Genomic DNA, 17,431 nt, shown 5'->3' on the forward strand with positions numbered 1-17,431 from the left:
CGTAGGACTACGAAGCCAATACGCCGCCGTTGCGGTTTGTCGGGAAAGTGCGGCTAGGCGCGAATGCGAAGACCGGCCGGATCGTAAAGCGGATCGAGATGAACGCGGGCCGCGATCCGGGTGCCGGCAACCTCCAGCTCATAAGAGCCGGAAAGCACAAAATCACGGTCCACCCCGGCGGCGCGGCGCACATAGCCGTAACCGATCGGCCGCTCGACCGTGTAGCCATAGCCGCCGCTGGCGAGCCAACCGACACGCTCGCCATCACGATAGATCGTCTCGCGCCCGAGCAGGACGATTGAGGGATCGTCGGTGGTGAAGGCGGCGAGCATGCGCGGCAACGGCTTCTGCGCCTGTGCTTCCAACGCCTCGCGGCCGAGAAACGGGATCGACTTCTTCAGCTTCACGAACGACGCCAGACCGGCGACGAGCGGTGAATGGTCAGGGCCGATCTCGGCGCCCCAGGCGCGATAGCCTTTTTCCAGCCGCAGCGTTTCGATGGCGCGATAGCCGGCAAGCTTCAGGCCCAAGGGGCAGCCGGCCTGCATCAGCGCATCGTAGAGCGTCAGCGCAAATTCCGCCGGCACATGCAGTTCCCAACCCAGTTCACCGACATAGGTGACGCGCAGCGCCAGCACCGGGCAGCCGGCGATGGAGAGCCTTTTCGCACGGCCAAACGGGAAGGCGGCATGGGAGATGTCGGCATCGGCCAGCGGCTGAAGGATGTCGCGGGCGCGCGGCCCCATCAGCACCAGCACGGCATTCTGCGAGGTGACATCCGTCAGCCGCGCATCGAGGCTGGCCGGGATGTTCGACTGGATCCAGTGGAAATCATGTGTGGCGAAGCCGGTGCCGGTGACGACGTAATAGCGATCCTCGGCCAGCCGCGCGACGGTCAGGTCACACTCGATGCCGCCCTTTTGGTTCAGCATCTGGGTGTAGACGAGATGCCCAACAGGCTTGGCGACATCGTTGGCCGCGATCCAGGAAAGCGCCTTCTCGGCGTCAGGCCCGGTCAGCTCGAACTTGGCAAACGAGGTCTGGTCGAACAGCACTGCCGCCTCGCGCGCGGCGCGATGCTCGCGGCCGACCGCCTCAAACCAGTTCGGGCGCTCATAGGTGTAGATATCTTCCGCCACCTCGCCCGCTGCGATATCGGCAAACCAGTTGGCGCGTTCGAAGCCGAGTTTTTCGCCGAACACCGCGCCCTCGGTCGCCAGCCGATCATAGAGCGGCGAGCGCCGCAGCGGCCGGCCGGAGAGAAACTCCTCCGAGGGCCAAGCCATGGTGTAGTGCCGGGCATAGGCCTCCTGCGTCCGACTGCGGATCCAGGCGAGATCGTGATGGTTGCGGCCGAAGCGGCGGATATCGACCGGCCAGAGGTCGAAGGGTGGCGCACCATTCACCACCCATTCGGCCAAGGCCATGCCGGCGCCACCGCCCGACGCAATGCCGAAGGCATTGAAGCCGGCGCCGACGAAGAGGTTCTTGACCTCCGGCGCTTCGCCGAGGATGAAATTGCCGTCTGGCGTAAAGCTCTCGGGGCCGTTGATGAACTGCTTGATGCCGACCGTTTCCATCGCCGGCACGCGACCGAGTGCCTGCTGCAGGATCGGCTCGAAATGATCGAAATTGGATTGCAGCAGCTGGAATTCGAAATCGCGCGGCAGCGGATCGACGTCCCAGAGTTTCGGATTGGGCTCGTAGCCGCCCATCACCAGCCCACCGACCTCTTCCTTCCAGTATGTGAGCCGGTCGGGATCGCGCAAAGTCGGCAAGTTCGGCGTGACGCCGGGGATGGTGTCGGTGATCAGATATTGGTGCTGCACCGAGACGAGTGGGACGTTGACGCCGGCAAGCCGCCCGATTTCGCGCGACCATTGCCCGGCGCAGATTACGACCTTGTCGCAGGCGATGCGGCCTTGATCCGTCTCTACCGCGACGACCGCATCATTCTCGACGACGATATCGGTGACGGCGACGCCCTCGCGAATGGTGACACCCTTCTGGCGCGCGCCCTTGGCGAGCGAGGCGGAAATATCGGAAGGCGAAACCTGGCCGTCGGTCGGCAGGAAGGCAGCGCCGACGACATCGTCGACCTGCATCAGCGGCCAAAGGTCCTGTGCTTCGCGCGGCGTCAGCAGCTGCATCTCCAGACCGAAGGAGCGCGCCGTCGTCGCCTGGCGACGCACTTCGGTCCAGCGCTCGGCATTGCAGGCGAGCCGCAGGCCGCCATTGCGCTTCCAGCCCGTCGCCTGCCCCGTCTCGGCCTCCAGCCGGTCATAAAGCGCCACCGAGTAGCCGAGCAGCTGCGTGATGTTGGCGGAGGTGCGGAGCTGGCCGACAAGGCCGGCGGCATGCCAGGTCGAGCCGGAGGTGAGCTTGCCGCGCTCAAGCAGGATGACGTCGGTCTGGCCCATCGCACCGAGGTGATAGGCAACCGAGGTGCCGACGATGCCGCCGCCGATGATGACGATGCGGGCCGAGGAAGGAAGATCGCTCATGCACGTTCCATTTCGTCAAAACTGGCGAGCGAACGCTGAAAGCGCCCGAGGAATTCGGCCGTATAGGCGGGATAGTCGAAGACGAGATGGCTGTGCAGTTCGGAGACCATGCTCCACATCGTCTCGCGCAACAGAGACGCCGCCGTCATAGCTGCCGCGCGCCGGCGTAGCTCGTCCGTCAGTGGGCGTTCGAAATAGAGTTCCAGAACTCGCTCGGACTCCTGCCGCGACAGCGAGTTGTTGGAAGCCAGCCCGCCCAGATCGAACAGCGGCGAGTTGAAGCCGGCATAGTCCCAATCGACCAGCCATAGCCGCTTCCCATCATCGATCAGATTGGCAGCCAGCATGTCGTTGTGGCCGAAGACCAGCTCGATCGGGCCGACCGCCTTTTCGAGCCGCTCGGCGGAATCCAGGAGGCGCACCAGCATTGGCAGATAGTGGCTCTCGCCGGCTTCGAGCGTATGCGTGTAGTCGCGGATGACCTGGAACACCCAGAACAGCGGCGCCGGGCCGCGGAAGAAGCGCGGGATGTCATGATGCGCCCGTCGCAGCAGATCCACGATGCGACCCAGATAGCGCTCGTCGCTGATATCCACGGGCGTCAGGCTGCGCCCTTCGATGAAGTCGATGACCATGGCGCCGGGCTCGGCATGCACGACGATCGGCGAGACGCCGGCTTCCGCCGCCGCATGGCTGGCCGCCAGCTCGTTGGAGCGGATGATGCCGTGCTCGACCCTGTCGCCGCCGATGCGCACGACAAATTTCCGGCCGCGATCCTCGACCCAATAGTTGGTGTTGGTCAGCCCGCCCGCCAGCGGCTGCGGCGAGACAGGGCCGCTCCAGAACGAGAGCCGGGCCGCGCGCGCCAACGAATCCTGCGTGTCCGTCATGACCGAAGGTTCCGGATGGGAAGGACTTCCCCCGCGACGAAAGGAATCCGTCGCGTCGCTATTGGAAACCAGGCAGGGGGAAGGATGCAAGCACCGCGTGCAGAGGCGGAGCTAAGCGGAGCGGAGAAGGGCTACCGGGGGTCAACGGTTCGACCCTTCTCCGTCCGATAAGAGCTGATTACGCACAACCGGAAGATCAGCTTGCCAAGATGTGTCGCAAGCTTCCTGCCAAGCGCGAACGACCGAACTTCCACCAGATATGGTTAGCATTTGAATCAAATCCGCCAGATCTGGATAGGGTTAACGGCGGATTTACCCTTCGCGCATTGCATTCTGCGACGGGATTCGCAGATTGCAACGACGGACCCGCGCTATCCGATGCGGATTGGCACGAGGCTGGCACTCGCCGGATCCTGCGCCTCGCCATCGGCGCGCGGCAGGCGCAGCCAGAAATCGAGGAAGCCGTCGAGGAAGCGCGAGGTCTGCGCGTCATAGACGGCGCGGCCTTCCATATGCTGCGCGCGCGGCTGGGCGCCGGGCAGCTTGAAGCGCTCTTCCCCCGTGGTCGTCCAGCGATGCATCATAGCCAGCGTCAGCTCGATATGGAACTGGAAGCCGAAGGCCGAGGGGCCATACTGAAAGGCCTGGTTCTGATAGAGCTGGCCCTCGGCCAGCAGCGACGCGCCGGCCGGCAGATCGAAGCCTTCGCCATGCCACTGATAGACCGTCTCCGGCCAGGCGCAGAGCCCCTGCCCCGCCTCGGTGGCTCGTAGCGGATAATAGCCGATCTCGACCAGACCATCCGGACGCGGCCCGACGCTGGCGCCGAGATGGCGCGCCAGCATCTGCGCGCCGAGGCAGATCCCCAACAGCGGCGCCTGTTCGGCCAGCGGCACCGCCAGCCATTCGATCTCGCGACGAATGTAGTCCTCGTCGTCATTGCTGCTCATCGGACCGCCAAAAACGATCGCCCCAGCATGATCGGCCAGCGTGTCGGGCAGCGGATCTCCAAAGCGCGGGCGGCGGACGTCGAGAGCATGACCACGATCCGTCAGCCGGAGGCCGACACGACCCGGTGTCGAATGCTCCTGGTGCAGGACGATCAGAACGGGCTTCGGCGGCGACGGCAAGACGAAAGGCTCCTTGTTCGGGTCAACCGGTCGCTCAGGCCTTGCTGGGATCGAGGCCGTCGAGGGCGCTGCCACCCGATTGCACGATTTTCTTCAACCGCAGCCTCGCGCGGCCGGAAACGCCAAGCAGGTCGGCGACGCGCCAGATCGAATTGTCTTCGAATTCCGTCAGTCGACCATCCGCATAGACGAGGTCCCACATCATCGCGACGATCTGCTCGCGATCGATCTCGTCCAGCTTGGACTTGAGTACGCTGGTGAAACGGTAGAAGTCGATCGCCTCCTCATCGGCCTCAGCGGCGGCGCGCACGAGCTTGTCCGTCTCCGCCTCGTCGAGGCCGTAGCGCGCCTGAAGCAATTCGTGCAGGCGCACACGCTCAGCCTCGGCAACGTCGCCATCGACCGCGACGACATGATAGAGCAGCGCCGCCGCGGCAAGGCGGTGATCGTCCTCGCCGAACGACCGGGCCGGGGTTTCGCCCGTCAGTTCAGCGATGAAATTGCGAAGCACATTGAGCATTCAAATTCCTCCAGGCGGCCAATTCGAACATCGATTCGGCCGTCGCGCCACCCCAAGGGGCATGAGATTGAGGCAGGGATAGGAAAGTGGCGCGCGACATGCCGTCGCCACACGCAACGTATCCGGGCGTTGCCGCGGAAAAGTCGGATTCGAGCCAAGACGACACAAAGAATGCGCAGGGTCGGCTACAAGTAAACTGCGCACAAAAATAAACCGCCGACCTTTTGGGCCGGCGGCTAAACATAACTTAATAAGAAAATTCTTTGCTCGAACCAAAAAAAACTCGAGCTCATTAATTCTAAGTACAACTACGCGTCAAATAACCTTCGAATACACTTCTAACCGGGAACTTCCCGAAGCTGCCTATTCCGTGCGGACTTAAGATCTGGTGAATCGTCTGCCCCGCGACAAGAAAAGAATATGGGCTTCCGCGGCGGGACGCAAGCGGGTTTTGCCCTCTAGGCGCCACATTTTCACAACCTGCCGGATTTTGGCCCTAAATGGGGTTAATCCGTCTAAACCATACCAGCCCTGGCGCCACAACGGGAGGCGGCCGAAACGGCAGAAACCGCCGCGAACCCGCCGCTGCTCGACCGGACCAAAAGGAAAGGGCCGGCGCGATATCTCGCGTCGGCCCTCTTTATCTTCACCTGGCGTCGGATGTCAGCGTCGACGCGCCGCGCCACCGCGGAAAGGCGGCCTTGGTGCCTGCGATGCAAGCGGTTCGCCCTTGTGCCGGAAAACCAGTCGCGCACGATCGAGATCGTATGGCGTCATCTCGACGGTTACGCGGTCGCCCGCCAGCGTCTTGATCCGGTTTTTCTTCATCCGGCCCGCAGTGTAGGCGACGACGACATGCCCGTTCTCGAGTTCCACGCGGAACTTGGCGTCGGGCAGTACCTCGACGACCGTACCTTCGAATTCGAGCGCTTCTTCCTTCGCCATGTGTTTTCCTTACGAGACCTTCAATTCCGTCGCGGACGTCTTGCCGCGGCGGTCGGTCTCGAGTTCGTACGAGATCTTGGCGCCGTCGCGCAGCGTCGACAAACCAGCGCGCTCAACGGCGCTGATGTGAACGAACACGTCCTGACCACCCTGGTCGGGCTGGATGAATCCATAGCCCTTCGTCGCATTGAACCACTTCACTGTACCCGTCGCCATGGAAATCTCCTTCAGTCTGGCGGTAGAGAACTTTGCTAACGACCGTCCCGTCGTCAAGCCGCTCGGCGGCGTTGTTGGCCACGCCACCGATTTTTCTTGCTCTTTTCTTCGTTCGGCTGGCTGTCGCGGACCGGCTTTTCGCCCCGCTGCGCATCCGCAACGGGTCGAGGGGCCGAATGCGAGGCCTTGAACTGGGTCGCGACCTCGGGAATCGGACGGCGAATCAGCCGCTCGATTGCCTTCAGACGCGCCGATTCACCGGCGTCGAACAGAGAGAGTGCGAGCCCGCTGCGACCAGCGCGGGCCGTACGTCCAATGCGATGGACGTAGGATTCCGGTTCGTCGGGCAGGTCGAAATTGACCACATGGGTGATGCCGGAGACATCGATGCCGCGAGCGGCGATGTCGGTCGCGACGAGCACACGGAGGCTTCCATCCTTGAAGCCTTCCAGCGCCTTCTGACGGGCACCCTGGGACTTGTTGCCATGCAGGGCCAGCGTCTCGACGCGCGCCTTCTGCAAATGCTGCGCGACGCGATCGGCGCCGTGCTTGGTACGCGTGAAGACGATGACGCGTTCCATCTCCGGATTGGCAAGCAGATCCAGGAGGAAGTTGCGCTTCTCGGCCGTCGGCACGCGATAGAGCTTCTGGTCGATGCGGTCGACGGTGACAGCCTCGGGCGTGACCTCGACCCGGATCGGGTCCTTGAGGATCTTGCGCGAGAGCGTCGCCACTTCGGCGGGCATCGTTGCCGAGAACAACAGCGACTGACGCTGTTCCGGCAGCAACGCCACGATCTTCATGACGTCGCGGACAAAGCCCATGTCGAGCATGCGATCGGCTTCGTCGAGCACCAGGTGGGAAACCTGGTCGAGACGGACGACGCGCGCCTGCAAATGGTCGAGCAGACGGCCGGGGGTGGCGACGAGGATGTCGACACCCTTTTCGAGCGCCCGGATCTGCGGCTGATGGCCAACGCCGCCGAAGACGAGCGCGTGCCGGATGCCGAGGAACTTCGAGAACTTGCGCAGCTCGGAATCGATCTGGATCGCAAGTTCACGCGTCGGGGCGAGAATGAGGGAGCGAGCACTTTTCGGCTGGAGACCATCAGCGCGGCGCGACAGATGCTGCAGGAGCGGCAGGCCGAACGCGGCGGTCTTGCCGGTTCCGGTCTGTGCAATGCCGAGCATGTCACGGCCTTCGAGAAGTGCGGGGATTGCCTGGGCCTGGATCGGCGTCGGCGTCGTAATGCCGGCCACGTCAAGCGCACGCACGAGCGGCTCTGCAAGTGCCAGAGCTGCAAAATTTGTCAATTGATTCAAGAAGAAAGCCTAATTATGCGAACACCGTCCGGCATCCGACTTCTAGCCATGACCCACGCGCGACAGGATCAGAGGACGGGGTCGTGTCCTGCTTATTCAGCAGGATGGAGCCACCGAAATCTCGTGTGGCACAGCGCGATCACGATGATCGTCGCCGCGTATATGCAGTCTCGCTGGGGAAAAAGCAAACGAAAAGTCGCAGCGGCGCCGACAGCGCCCCTTTCCCAGGCCGTATTGACCTTGATCTGCTTGTCTATACCCCACTTCTGTGCAGAGTGCCCCTTCAATCATCCCATCATGTGATTTCATGTCCGCCAGCAGCCCAATTGCCACCCCCCGCACGCTCTCCGGCCCGCTTCTCGGCATCGCGCTGATGATTTTGGGCATTTTCCTGTATTCGGCCAACGATACGCTGGGCAAATGGCTGACCGCCACCTACTCGGTCGGCATGATCATGCTGGTGCGTTCGATCGCGGCGATGGTGGTGCTTGCGCCGTTCGTCCGGAAGCAAGGCGGGATGGCCAAACTCCGCCAGGCGCCGCGCCCGTGGATGCAACTGCTCCGCGTCGCCGTCATGGTCGGCGAGATCGGCTTTTTCTACTGGTCGGTGTCGATGCTGCCCTTGGCCGATGTCATGACCTATTATCTCGCCGGCCCGATCTACGTCGTGGCGCTCTCGGCCGTCCTGCTCAAGGAAAAGGTCGATGCACCGCGCTGGCTCGCCGTCATCGCCGGTTTCATCGGCGTGATCATCGTTCTTCAACCCTCGTCCGAAAGCCTGAGTTGGGGCGCGCTGATCGCCATTGGCGGCAGCCTGTTCTTCGCGGCGCTGATGATCGTCACCCGCCAGCTGCGCGGAACGCCGGACTCGACGCTTCTCACCTTCTCGACCGTGGCGACCCTCGTCGTTGGCGCGATCCTGGCGCCCTTCACCTGGACGACGCCGACGCCGATGGGCCTCGCAAGCCTCGCGCTGATCGGCATCGTCGCCCTGGCGGCGCAACTCTGCGTGACGCGCTCGCTGCGGCTGGCGCCAGCCTCGGTAGTCGTTCCCTATCAGTACACCATGCTGATCTGGGCCGTGGTGTTCGGCTATTTCTTCTTCGGCGATACGCCCAAGCCGTCCATGTTGCTCGGCGCCGCCATCATTATCGCCGCCGGCTTCTACATCTTCCTGCGGGAGCAGCGCGCCGGCCCGCCGAAGGGCGGCGAAACGCTTGCCGAGGAAGTCGGCGACAACGTCCCCGGATAGGGCGCCTGACTTCACGATTGCGTGCGGCTCCAGGCCATAGCGCCGCCGCAATTGAGGGAGGAGATCGGCCGTCAGCATGGCGCGTCGATCCCGATACGCCGGACCTTGCGGATCGGTCGAAATGGGCGTTCCATCGCGCCTCGTGAGTGCAGTCGACGCCCCCTCGCCTCCCGTCTTTGCCGTGCGCGCCGCTTCGGCCGCCGATCTCGACGGGCTGGTCGCGATCGAGAGCCACTCGTTCGAAACCGACCGGATCGCACGTCGCAGCTTCCGCAAGCTGGTGGAGGCGCCGACCGCCGCCATCACCGTCGCGTTCCTGCCCGATGGCCGACTTGTCGGCTATGCACTGCTGCTGTTCCGGGCCGGCACGGGGATGGCGCGGCTCTATTCCATCGCCGTGCTGCCGGAGATGCGCGGTAGCGGCGTCGGCGCGGCGCTGGTCGCCGAATCCGAGCGTGTCGCCTTCGATCGCGACCGCTTCCTGTTGCGCCTCGAAGTGCGCGAGGACAATGCCGACGCCATCCGGCTCTATGAGCGAATGGGCTATCGCCGCATCGGCCGATATCTCGACTATTACGAGGATCACGCCAACGCGCTGCGCTACGAGAAGCGGCTGCGCGGCGACGCGCTCTCGACCTCGGTCCGCTACTACGAGCAGACGACCGATTTCACCTGCGGTCCCTGCTGCGTGATGATGGCGCTCGGCCATCTCCGCAAGGATTACGCCATGAGCCCGGTCGAGGAGATCAAGCTCTGGCGGCAGGCGACGACGGTTTTCATGATGGCCGGCCTCGGCGGCTGCGACCCGCACGGCCTTGCCGTCTCGGCCGCCCGCAACGGGCTTGCAGCCAGCATCCATGTCAGCCGCGAGGGATCGCTATTCCTGGAATCGGTGCGCGATCCGGAAAAACGCCGCGTCATGGAACTGGCGCAGGAGGATTTCCGCCACCAGACCATCGCCTTCGACATCCCGATCCACCATCGGCCTCTCGACGTCGCAGCCATCCGGGAGGCACTAGCGGAAGGGGCACTGGCCATCGTGCTGATCTCGGCTTACCGGATGTTCGGCAAGAAGGTGCCGCATTGGGTGCTGGTGGTCGGCGACGATGGCCGCCATCTTTTCATCCACGATCCCTGGGTCGAGGACCGCAGCCGCGAAACCCACAATGATGCGGCCAACCTCCCCATTCCCTATGCCGATTTCGAGCATATGGCGCGCTGGGGGCGGGAACCGTTGCGCGCCGCCGTCGTTCTCAGACCGAGGTGAACCATGGTTGATTGGGTAATCCTGGTCGACGCGGCCAAGGACTTTCCGAACGAAGACACACCGCACAAGGTCATCACGACGAAGGACTACCTCGCTCGCACCAATCTGTTTCGCGGATCGCGTCCAAAAATCATCAACCTGTCGCGCTCCTTCGCCTATCAGAGCCGCGGCTACTACGCCTCGCTTCTGGCCGGAGCACGCGGCCACCGGGTTGTGCCGACGGTGGAGACGATGATCGATCTCGCTAGCCGGACCCTTTATGCGCAGGCCTTGCCGGAGCTGGAGGACCAGTTGGTCAAGGCGATCTCGGCGTCCGACGACAAGAACATGCCCAAGCGGCTGCTGGTCATGTTCGGCATCACCGATGACCACCGCTTCGACCGCTTTTCGCGACTGTTGTTCGATTGGTTTCGCTGCCCGGTGCTCGAAGTGACGATTGATTCCGCCAGTCGGGCCGAGATCCGCAAGCTCGCGCCGGTGCCGTTGAACAAGCTCGCCCCTGACGAACTCGCCTTCTTCCACGAGGCATTGCACGACCACACGCGCCGCGAATGGCGCTCCAAGAAGGCGACACGCTCGACACCGCGCTATTCCTTCGCCGTGCTGCACGATCCGACCGAGGCGATGCCACCCTCCAACCTTGCCTCGTTGAGACACTGGGCGCGCACCGCCGAAAAGCTCGGCGTCGAGGTCGAGCCAATCACCAAGAAGGATCTGGCGCGGCTGGCGGAATTCGACGCCCTGTTCATCCGCGAGGCGACGTCGATCGACAATCACACCTACCGCTTCGCCCGGCGCGCCGTGCAGGAGGGCATGCCGGTGATCGACGATCCGGTGTCGATGATCCGCTGCACCAACAAGGTCTATCTGCAGGAGTTGATGACTGGCAACGGCATCGCCGTGCCGCCGACGATCATCCTCGGCAGTCCCCGCGATCTCGAACGCGCCGGCGACGAACTGGGGTTTCCGCTCGTCATGAAGATCCCGGATTCGTCCTTTTCCCGCGGCGTGAAGAAGGTCGACAATCATCACCAGATGGATCAGCTCGCCCGCGCCTGGTTCAAGGATACCGACCTGCTGCTGGCGCAAAAATTCATGCCGACGGAGTTCGACTGGCGGGTCGGCGTGCTCGGCGGCAAGCCGCTTTTCGTCTGCCAGTACACCATGGCCAAGAAGCACTGGCAGATCGTCAAGCACCAACCCAACGGCAAGGCGCTGGAAGGCGGCCTGCGCTCCATGACCATCGGCCGGGCGCCGCCGGAAGTGATCGACATCGGACTCCGAGCCGCGCAGCTGATCGGCAACGGACTCTACGGCGTCGACATCAAGCAGACCGAGGATGGGTTTTTCGTCATTGAGGTCAACGACAACCCGAATATCGAGCACGGCATCGAGGACGTGGCTGAAAAGGACCAGGTCTGGATCGAGTTGACCCGCTGGTTCGTCAACCGGCTGGAGCGGTAAACTTCAGCGTGGTTGGCTAACGCGCTGATAGCCCCAGGCTCGCCGTCATCCCGGGCTTGACCCGGGATTCATCCGACCGCGCGCTGCCGCGAGAATCTTTCGAGATCGCGGCTGCATGGATCCCGGATCTCCGCTTCGCTGCGTCCGGTATGACGGCGGCGATTATGAGCCCTCGGCGACGGGCGTCCTAGTGGTCCCAGGCCTGGATGTTGGTCTGGCGGCGGATCTTGCCGTCGACGAGTTCCAGCATGGCGCTCATATAGACCTTGACGCCATCCGGATACGTGCAGGTCTCGGCGAAAGCGAGGTGCGTGCCGTCCATGAGCCCGTCATCCAGATGATGCTTCATGGCACGGCCGCAGACGTCGTCAAGCATCGCCCCGATCGCCTGCTTGCCCTTGAGCACAAGCGGCCGGCTCGGCGGATGGTCCTGATCGATCACGCGGATTTCGGCGTCGTCGGCATAGAAGGACGTCAGAGCCCTGGCGTCATTGCCTTCCACCGCCTGGCGAAGGCTGGAGAGATTGACTGCGTTCTGCATGGTCTCCTCCTGCGAATGCCGGGAGGCGGGCGGGGACGCCGCTTGACGCCCTGTCGCGCATAGTCATGCGAAGACACGACAAATCCCGGGCGCGAAGGGGTAATTTATCCCAACGAGGCCCGGGCGATGCAGGTTTTGGCGGCAGCGCCCATCACATTCGAGCGATCCACCGCCGACGCAACGAACGCCGTCAGCGGCGAGGTTCGTCCGGATCGACGACGACGTATTCCGCATCGATGATCACCTCGTCCGTACGACCGCGCGGAGGCGCGCGAAACGGGTTCGGCTCTTCGGTGTATGCGGTCTGCGAGGCTGGGCGCGGCTGCGGGCCGGGCTGCATGCCCGGCGGCATGGCGCGAGCCAGGAAGGATCGCAGGATCCGGCGGCGGAACAGATAGACGACCGCCAGTACTGGGATCAGGATCAGCGCAATTGAGAGCGATACGACAAGGGCCGCGAAAACCACGCCGGCGCCGACCACAAGGGCCAGTCCAAGCCGCAGCTTGTCCTTCCAGCTCGTGGTGCCACGGGGGCCTGAAATCGTGAAGGTCCGGTAAGTCGTCATCATCTCCGCCTGTTCAATCGCGCCAACACATGTGGGTGCGATGGTTCGTTCGCGCAACGGCAGGGTCGCAAGAAGAAACCGAGATATCAGGATCGGTGGTGATTGCGCCGGGATTTGGGCCGGCGCGCAACACAAGATTGCGAGCCGGTATCGTTTTGTTGCTGGAGCCTGGCGGCTCGCGTTTTCTTCACGCGAACCGCTACGCACTTTGCTCGAAAACACGCTTGCGCCGTTGCCAAGAAAGCAGCGCCGGCGAAGCGACCAGCCTCAGGCCTGGATCTCGGATCCGTCCTGGCTCCAACGCGTGTGGAACTTGCCCGGCTTGTCCAGACGGCCATAGGTGTGCGCGCCAAAGTAATCGCGCAGGCCCTGCAGCAGGTTGGCCGGTCCGCGCGCGCGGCGAAGACCGTCGTAATAAGCGATCGACGAGGCGAAGGCCGGGACCGGGATGCCCTGCTCGATGGCGAGGCCGACGACCTTGCGCCAATTGGGCTCAGCCGCGACGACCGCATCGCGGAAATAATCCTGCATCAACAGGTTCGGTCCGGCGACGCCCGCGTCGTAGGCGTCGCGGATGCGGTTCAGGAAGCGGGCGCGGATGATGCAGCCGCCGCGCCAGAGCGAAGCGACCTCGCCCAGCTTCAGATCCCAGCCGAACTGCTCGGAAGCGACCGTCAGGTGCTCGAAGCCCTGGGCATAGGCGACGATCTTGGAGGCATAGAGCGCATCCTTGATGGCGTCGATGTCGGCCTGGGTGATCTGGCGCTTGGCGGGAGCCTCGTGCGGGAAGAGCTTTTCGGCTTCGGCGCGCTGGGCGCGACGGCCGGAAAGCGCGCGCGCGAACACGGCTTCGGTGATCGAGGTCAGCGGGATGCCGAGATCGAGCGCCGACTGCGCCGTCCAGCGCCCGGTGCCCTTCTGCTCGGCTTCGTCGACGATCGAATCGACCAGCGGCTTGCCGGTGTCGTCGAGCTTGCGCAGAACGGCCGAGGTGATGTCGATCAGGTAGGAATCGAGATCGCCCTTCATCCATTCGGCGAAGATGTCGGCGATGGCGGGAGCCTCGAGGCCATAGACCGTCTTGAACAGGTCATAAGCTTCGGTGATCAGCTGCATATCGGCGTATTCGATGCCGTTATGGACCATCTTGACGTAGTGGCCGGAGCCCTCGGTGCCGATATAGGAGCAGCAAGCCTCGCCATCGACCTGGGCCGCCATCTTGGTGACGATCGGCTCGATGCGGGCATAGGCCTCGCGCGTGCCGCCCGGCATCATGCTCGGACCTTCAAGCGCGCCTTCTTCGCCGCCCGAAACACCCATGCCGATGAACTTGATGTCCCGGTCCTTGAGGTAATGGAAGCGACGGTTCGTATCGGTGTAGAGCGAGTTACCACCATCAATGATGATGTCGCCCGTCTCGAGATGCGGCAGCAATTCCTCGATCACGTCGTCGACCGGCTTTCCGGCCTTGACCATGATGATGATGGCGCGCGGCTTGGCGATCGAGGCGACGAAGTCGGGAATGAGCTTCGACGGCGTGAAGCGCCCCTCGGAACCATGCTCGTTGATCAATTCGTCAGTGCGAGCACCGTTGCGGTTGAAAACGGCGACGCCGAAGCCCTTGCGGGCGGCGTTGCGGGCGAGGTTCGCGCCCATCACGGCGAGACCGAGCACGCCAATATCAGCGAGTTGCTGCAAAGTGTTTCATCCCTGATGCGTGTTAGACTTTTGGACCATCGCGCGGAAAGGCGTTGGCCTGCGAGTTTGACATCAGCCGAGAGGCTGAGCGGACGGGTGCACAAAAAGACGGTATGGACCGACGACGGGGCGAGGGCAATATGCGGACGGAAAATTGCTGCGAAGCTTGAAGCATCGACGATTGCCGGATGCCCGGATTCCACCTCTACTCAGCCCGCACAATTTTCAGGAGAAATCCATGCGCCGCTTTATGCTGATTGCCGCGATGACGCTTGCTGGATTGTCCACCGCCAGAGCCGTCGATTGCGACAATGCCCCGGACCAGGCCACGATGAGCCTCTGCGCCGACAAGGCACTGAAGGCCACTGACAAGCGGTTGAACACGGTCTATCAGGCAATCACCCGCCGCCTCGCAGATGACCCCGACTCCACGAAGCTGCTCGTGACGACGCAGCGCGCCTGGATCGCCTTTCGCGACGCCGAGTGCACCTTCCGGAGTTCGGGCACGAGCGGCGGCAGCGCCTATCCCATGGTCTACAGCACCTGCCTCGACGGTCTGACACGCAGCCGGCTGGACGAGCTCAAGGCGTTTCTGACCTGCCAGGAAGGCGACATGAGCTGCCCTGTGCCGGCGGAATGATCCCGCCGGCGGAGAGCGAACCCATCAGACGTCGAGATTGACGACGTTGAGGGCGTTGTCCTGGATGAACTCGCGGCGCGGTTCCACCTCGTCGCCCATCAGCTTGGTGAAGAGATCGTCGGCGGCGTCGGCCTCCTTGATCTTCACCTGCAAGAGCGAGCGGACGTTGGGATCGAGCGTCGTTTCCCAGAGCTGACTGGCGTTCATCTCGCCAAGGCCCTTGTAGCGCTGCATCTGGATGCCCTTGCGACCCTGCAGGAAGACGGCTTCCAGCATCGAGCGCGGCCCGTAAATCGGCGTCGACATCTCCTTGCGGCGCAGCGAGGACGGCTTGGCGAAAACGTCGGAGATGCGCGAGGCGATGGCGTGCAGCTTGCGGGCATCGGCCGAATCGATCAGCGCCATGTCGATCGTGTGGACTTCCTGGACGCCGCGAACTTCGCGCTCGAAGCGATAGCCGCCATGCGGATCGACCGTTCCCTGCCAGCCGCGCTCCGTCTCCTCGGCGATGAGGTCGAGACGAGTGGCGATGGCATGGGCAGCAGCCGTGGCGCGATCCTTGTCTTCCAGCAGCGCCGGATCGAGACCGCCAGCTATGGCAGCCTGCTCGACCATGCCGCGATCGTAGCGGGTGTGGATGCCGGACAGGATCGTCGCAATCTGGCGGGCGTCCTGGATCAGGTGATCGAGATCGGCGCCCGCGCGCACTTCGCCATCGGCGAGTTGGAGAGCCGCCTCGTCGAGACCCTGCTGGATCAGATAGTCCTCCAGCGCGCGCTCGTTCTTCAGATACTGCTCCGAACGGCCCTTGGTGACCTTATAGAGCGGCGGCTGGGCGATGTAGATGTGGCCGCGCTCGATCAGTTCCGGCATCTGCCGGAAGAAGAAGGTCAGCAACAGCGTACGAATATGGGCGCCGTCGACGTCGGCGTCCGTCATGATGATGATCTTGTGATAGCGCAGCTTGTCCGGCGCGAACTCGTCCTTGCCGATCGAGGTACCGAGCGCGATGATCAGCATGCCGATCTGCTCGGATGACAGCATCTTGTCGAAACGCGCCCGCTCGACGTTCAGGATCTTGCCGCGCAGCGGCAGCACGGCCTGGTTCTCGCGGTTACGCCCCTGCTTCGCCGAACCACCTGCCGAGTCACCCTCGACGATGAAGATTTCGGACTTGGCGGGATCGCGTTCCTGGCAGTCGGCAAGCTTGCCGGGCAGCGAGGCGATGTCGAGCGCACCCTTGCGCCGCGTCAGATCGCGCGCCTTGCGCGCCGCTTCGCGCGCGGTGGCCGCCTCGATGACCTTGGCGAGAACGATCTTCGACTCGACCGGATGCTCCTCGAACCACATGCCCAGCATCTCATTGACGACGTTCTCGACAATGGGGCGCACTTCCGACGAGACCAGCTTGTCCTTGGTCTGCGACGAGAACTTGGGATCCGGCACCTTGACCGAAAGCACCGCCGTCAGGCCTTCGCGGCAATCGTCGGCGGCCAGCGTCACCTTCTCGCGCTTCGCGATGCCCTGGCTATCGGCATAGCCCGTGACCTGGCGCGTCAGCGCGCCACGGAAACCGGCCAGATGCGTACCACCATCGCGCTGCGGGATGTTGTTGGTGAAGCAGTGCACGTTCTCGTGGTAGCTGTCGTTCCACCACATCGAGACCTCGACGGTGATGCCGTCGCGCTCGTTGGTCATGTAGATCGGCGCGGGCATCAACGGCTTCTTGGTGCGGTCGAGATAGCGCACGAAAGCATCGAGGCCGCCGTCATAGACCAGCTCCTCGCGCCGGACTTCGACGCCGCGCTTGTCGGTCAGCACGATGCGCACGCCCGAATTCAGGAAGGCGAGCTCGCGCAGGCGATGCTCCAGCGTGTCGAAATCGAACTCGACCTGGGTAAAGGTCTCGGTCGACGGCAGGAAGGTGACTTCCGTGCCGTTGCGACCGTCCCAATCGCCGACGACCTTGAGTGGCGACACGGCGTTGCCATGCGCGAACTCAATCTCGTGCACCTTGCCATTGCGCCAGATCGTCAGCTTCAGCATGCTCGACAGCGCGTTCACGACCGAGACGCCGACGCCGTGCAGACCGCCGGAGACCTTGTAGGAGTTCTGGTCGAACTTACCGCCGGCGTGCAGCTGGGTCATGATGACCTCGGCGGCCGAAACGCCTTCTTCGGCGTGCAGATCGGTCGGAATGCCACGGCCGTTATCCCGAACCGTGCATGAACCGTCGGCATTGAGCGTGACGTTGACCTCGTCGGCGTGGCCGGCGAGCGCCTCGTCGATGGCGTTGTCGACCACCTCGTAGACCATGTGATGCAGGCCGGAACCGTCATCCGTGTCGCCGATATACATGCCCGGACGCTTCCGGACGGCATCCAAGCCCTTGAGCACCTTGATGGAATCGGCGCTGTAGGCTTCAGAGGCTAGATCGCGGGCGGTATCGGACATTCAGGCTTCCTTGAAAGCTTCGC

Annotated in this window: 15 protein-coding genes; 4 read left to right on the forward strand and 11 right to left on the reverse strand. The window is 63.4% G+C overall.

Going from position 1 to position 17,431, the window contains the following annotated elements:
* Positions 1 to 53: 53 nt before the first annotated feature.
* The 7 genes from OSH12_RS22185 to OSH12_RS22215 form a co-directional block, all read right to left on the reverse strand.
* On the reverse strand, positions 54 to 2,504 hold the full coding sequence (locus tag OSH12_RS22185; protein WP_266345815.1) for a GcvT family protein: 2,451 nt from the start codon (positions 2,502 to 2,504) through the stop codon (positions 54 to 56).
* Positions 2,501 to 3,394: a choline/ethanolamine kinase family protein gene (locus OSH12_RS22190; RefSeq protein WP_266345816.1), complete on the reverse strand. Its 894-nt coding sequence runs from the start codon at positions 3,392 to 3,394 to the stop codon at positions 2,501 to 2,503. The genes OSH12_RS22185 and OSH12_RS22190 overlap by 4 nt, the downstream gene beginning before the upstream one ends.
* A gap of 371 nt (positions 3,395 to 3,765) precedes the next feature.
* Positions 3,766 to 4,524 carry a glutamine amidotransferase gene (locus OSH12_RS22195; RefSeq protein ID WP_266345817.1) on the reverse strand — a complete coding sequence of 253 codons (759 nt, stop codon included), beginning with the start codon at positions 4,522 to 4,524 and terminating at the stop codon, positions 3,766 to 3,768.
* 34 nt (positions 4,525 to 4,558) lie between these two features.
* Positions 4,559 to 5,044, reverse strand: a complete 486-nt coding sequence (locus OSH12_RS22200) for a tellurite resistance TerB family protein (protein WP_266345818.1) — start codon at positions 5,042 to 5,044, stop codon at positions 4,559 to 4,561.
* 663 nt (positions 5,045 to 5,707) lie between these two features.
* Entirely contained in the window at positions 5,708 to 5,989 is a 282-nt protein-coding gene (gene infA / locus OSH12_RS22205) for a translation initiation factor IF-1 (protein WP_018182468.1), read from the reverse strand.
* 9 nt (positions 5,990 to 5,998) lie between these two features.
* The gene (locus OSH12_RS22210) at positions 5,999 to 6,205 is read right to left on the reverse strand and encodes a cold-shock protein (RefSeq protein ID WP_018182467.1); all 207 of its coding nucleotides are present in this window, start codon (positions 6,203 to 6,205) and stop codon (positions 5,999 to 6,001) included.
* Positions 6,206 to 6,258: 53 nt separating this feature from the next.
* The gene (locus OSH12_RS22215) at positions 6,259 to 7,479 is read right to left on the reverse strand and encodes a DEAD/DEAH box helicase (RefSeq protein WP_266345819.1); all 1,221 of its coding nucleotides are present in this window, start codon (positions 7,477 to 7,479) and stop codon (positions 6,259 to 6,261) included.
* A gap of 355 nt (positions 7,480 to 7,834) precedes the next feature.
* On the opposite strand from OSH12_RS22215, the gene OSH12_RS22220 reads away from it, so the two are divergent.
* From OSH12_RS22220 to OSH12_RS22230, 3 genes are all read left to right on the forward strand, one after another.
* Positions 7,835 to 8,779 (forward strand): DMT family transporter, encoded by a 945-nt coding sequence (locus OSH12_RS22220; RefSeq protein ID WP_266345820.1) that lies wholly within the window; start codon positions 7,835 to 7,837, stop codon positions 8,777 to 8,779.
* Between the two features lie 121 nt (positions 8,780 to 8,900).
* Entirely contained in the window at positions 8,901 to 10,046 is a 1,146-nt protein-coding gene (locus OSH12_RS22225; protein WP_266345821.1) for a GNAT family N-acetyltransferase/peptidase C39 family protein, read from the forward strand.
* Between the two features lie 3 nt (positions 10,047 to 10,049).
* Positions 10,050 to 11,510, forward strand: coding sequence for a RimK family protein (locus OSH12_RS22230; protein WP_266345822.1), 1,461 nt, complete (start codon positions 10,050 to 10,052; stop codon positions 11,508 to 11,510).
* A gap of 187 nt (positions 11,511 to 11,697) precedes the next feature.
* Here OSH12_RS22230 and OSH12_RS22235 read toward each other — a convergent pair whose 3' ends face one another.
* From OSH12_RS22235 to gndA, 3 genes are all read right to left on the reverse strand, one after another.
* A complete protein-coding gene (locus OSH12_RS22235) occupies positions 11,698 to 12,051 on the reverse strand; it encodes a nuclear transport factor 2 family protein (protein WP_266345823.1) in 354 nt (117 codons plus the stop codon).
* A gap of 190 nt (positions 12,052 to 12,241) precedes the next feature.
* Complete coding sequence (locus OSH12_RS22240; RefSeq protein WP_266345824.1) at positions 12,242 to 12,619, reverse strand: hypothetical protein; 378 nt, start codon at positions 12,617 to 12,619, stop codon at positions 12,242 to 12,244.
* 264 nt (positions 12,620 to 12,883) lie between these two features.
* Positions 12,884 to 14,314 (reverse strand): NADP-dependent phosphogluconate dehydrogenase, encoded by a 1,431-nt coding sequence (gene gndA, locus OSH12_RS22245; RefSeq protein WP_266345825.1) that lies wholly within the window; start codon positions 14,312 to 14,314, stop codon positions 12,884 to 12,886.
* Positions 14,315 to 14,552: 238 nt separating this feature from the next.
* Here gndA and OSH12_RS22250 point away from each other — a divergent pair, with 238 nt between their 5' ends.
* The gene (locus OSH12_RS22250; protein ID WP_266345826.1) at positions 14,553 to 14,954 is read left to right on the forward strand and encodes a lysozyme inhibitor LprI family protein; all 402 of its coding nucleotides are present in this window, start codon (positions 14,553 to 14,555) and stop codon (positions 14,952 to 14,954) included.
* A 24-nt stretch (positions 14,955 to 14,978) separates the two neighbouring features.
* On the opposite strand, the gene gyrB is transcribed toward OSH12_RS22250, so the two are convergent.
* Entirely contained in the window at positions 14,979 to 17,408 is a 2,430-nt protein-coding gene (gene gyrB, locus OSH12_RS22255) for a DNA topoisomerase (ATP-hydrolyzing) subunit B (RefSeq protein ID WP_266345827.1), read from the reverse strand.
* Between the last annotated feature and the right edge of the window lie 23 nt (positions 17,409 to 17,431).

It is taken from the genome of Kaistia terrae (assembly GCF_026344005.1).
Classification (GTDB): domain Bacteria; phylum Pseudomonadota; class Alphaproteobacteria; order Rhizobiales; family Kaistiaceae; genus Kaistia; species Kaistia terrae.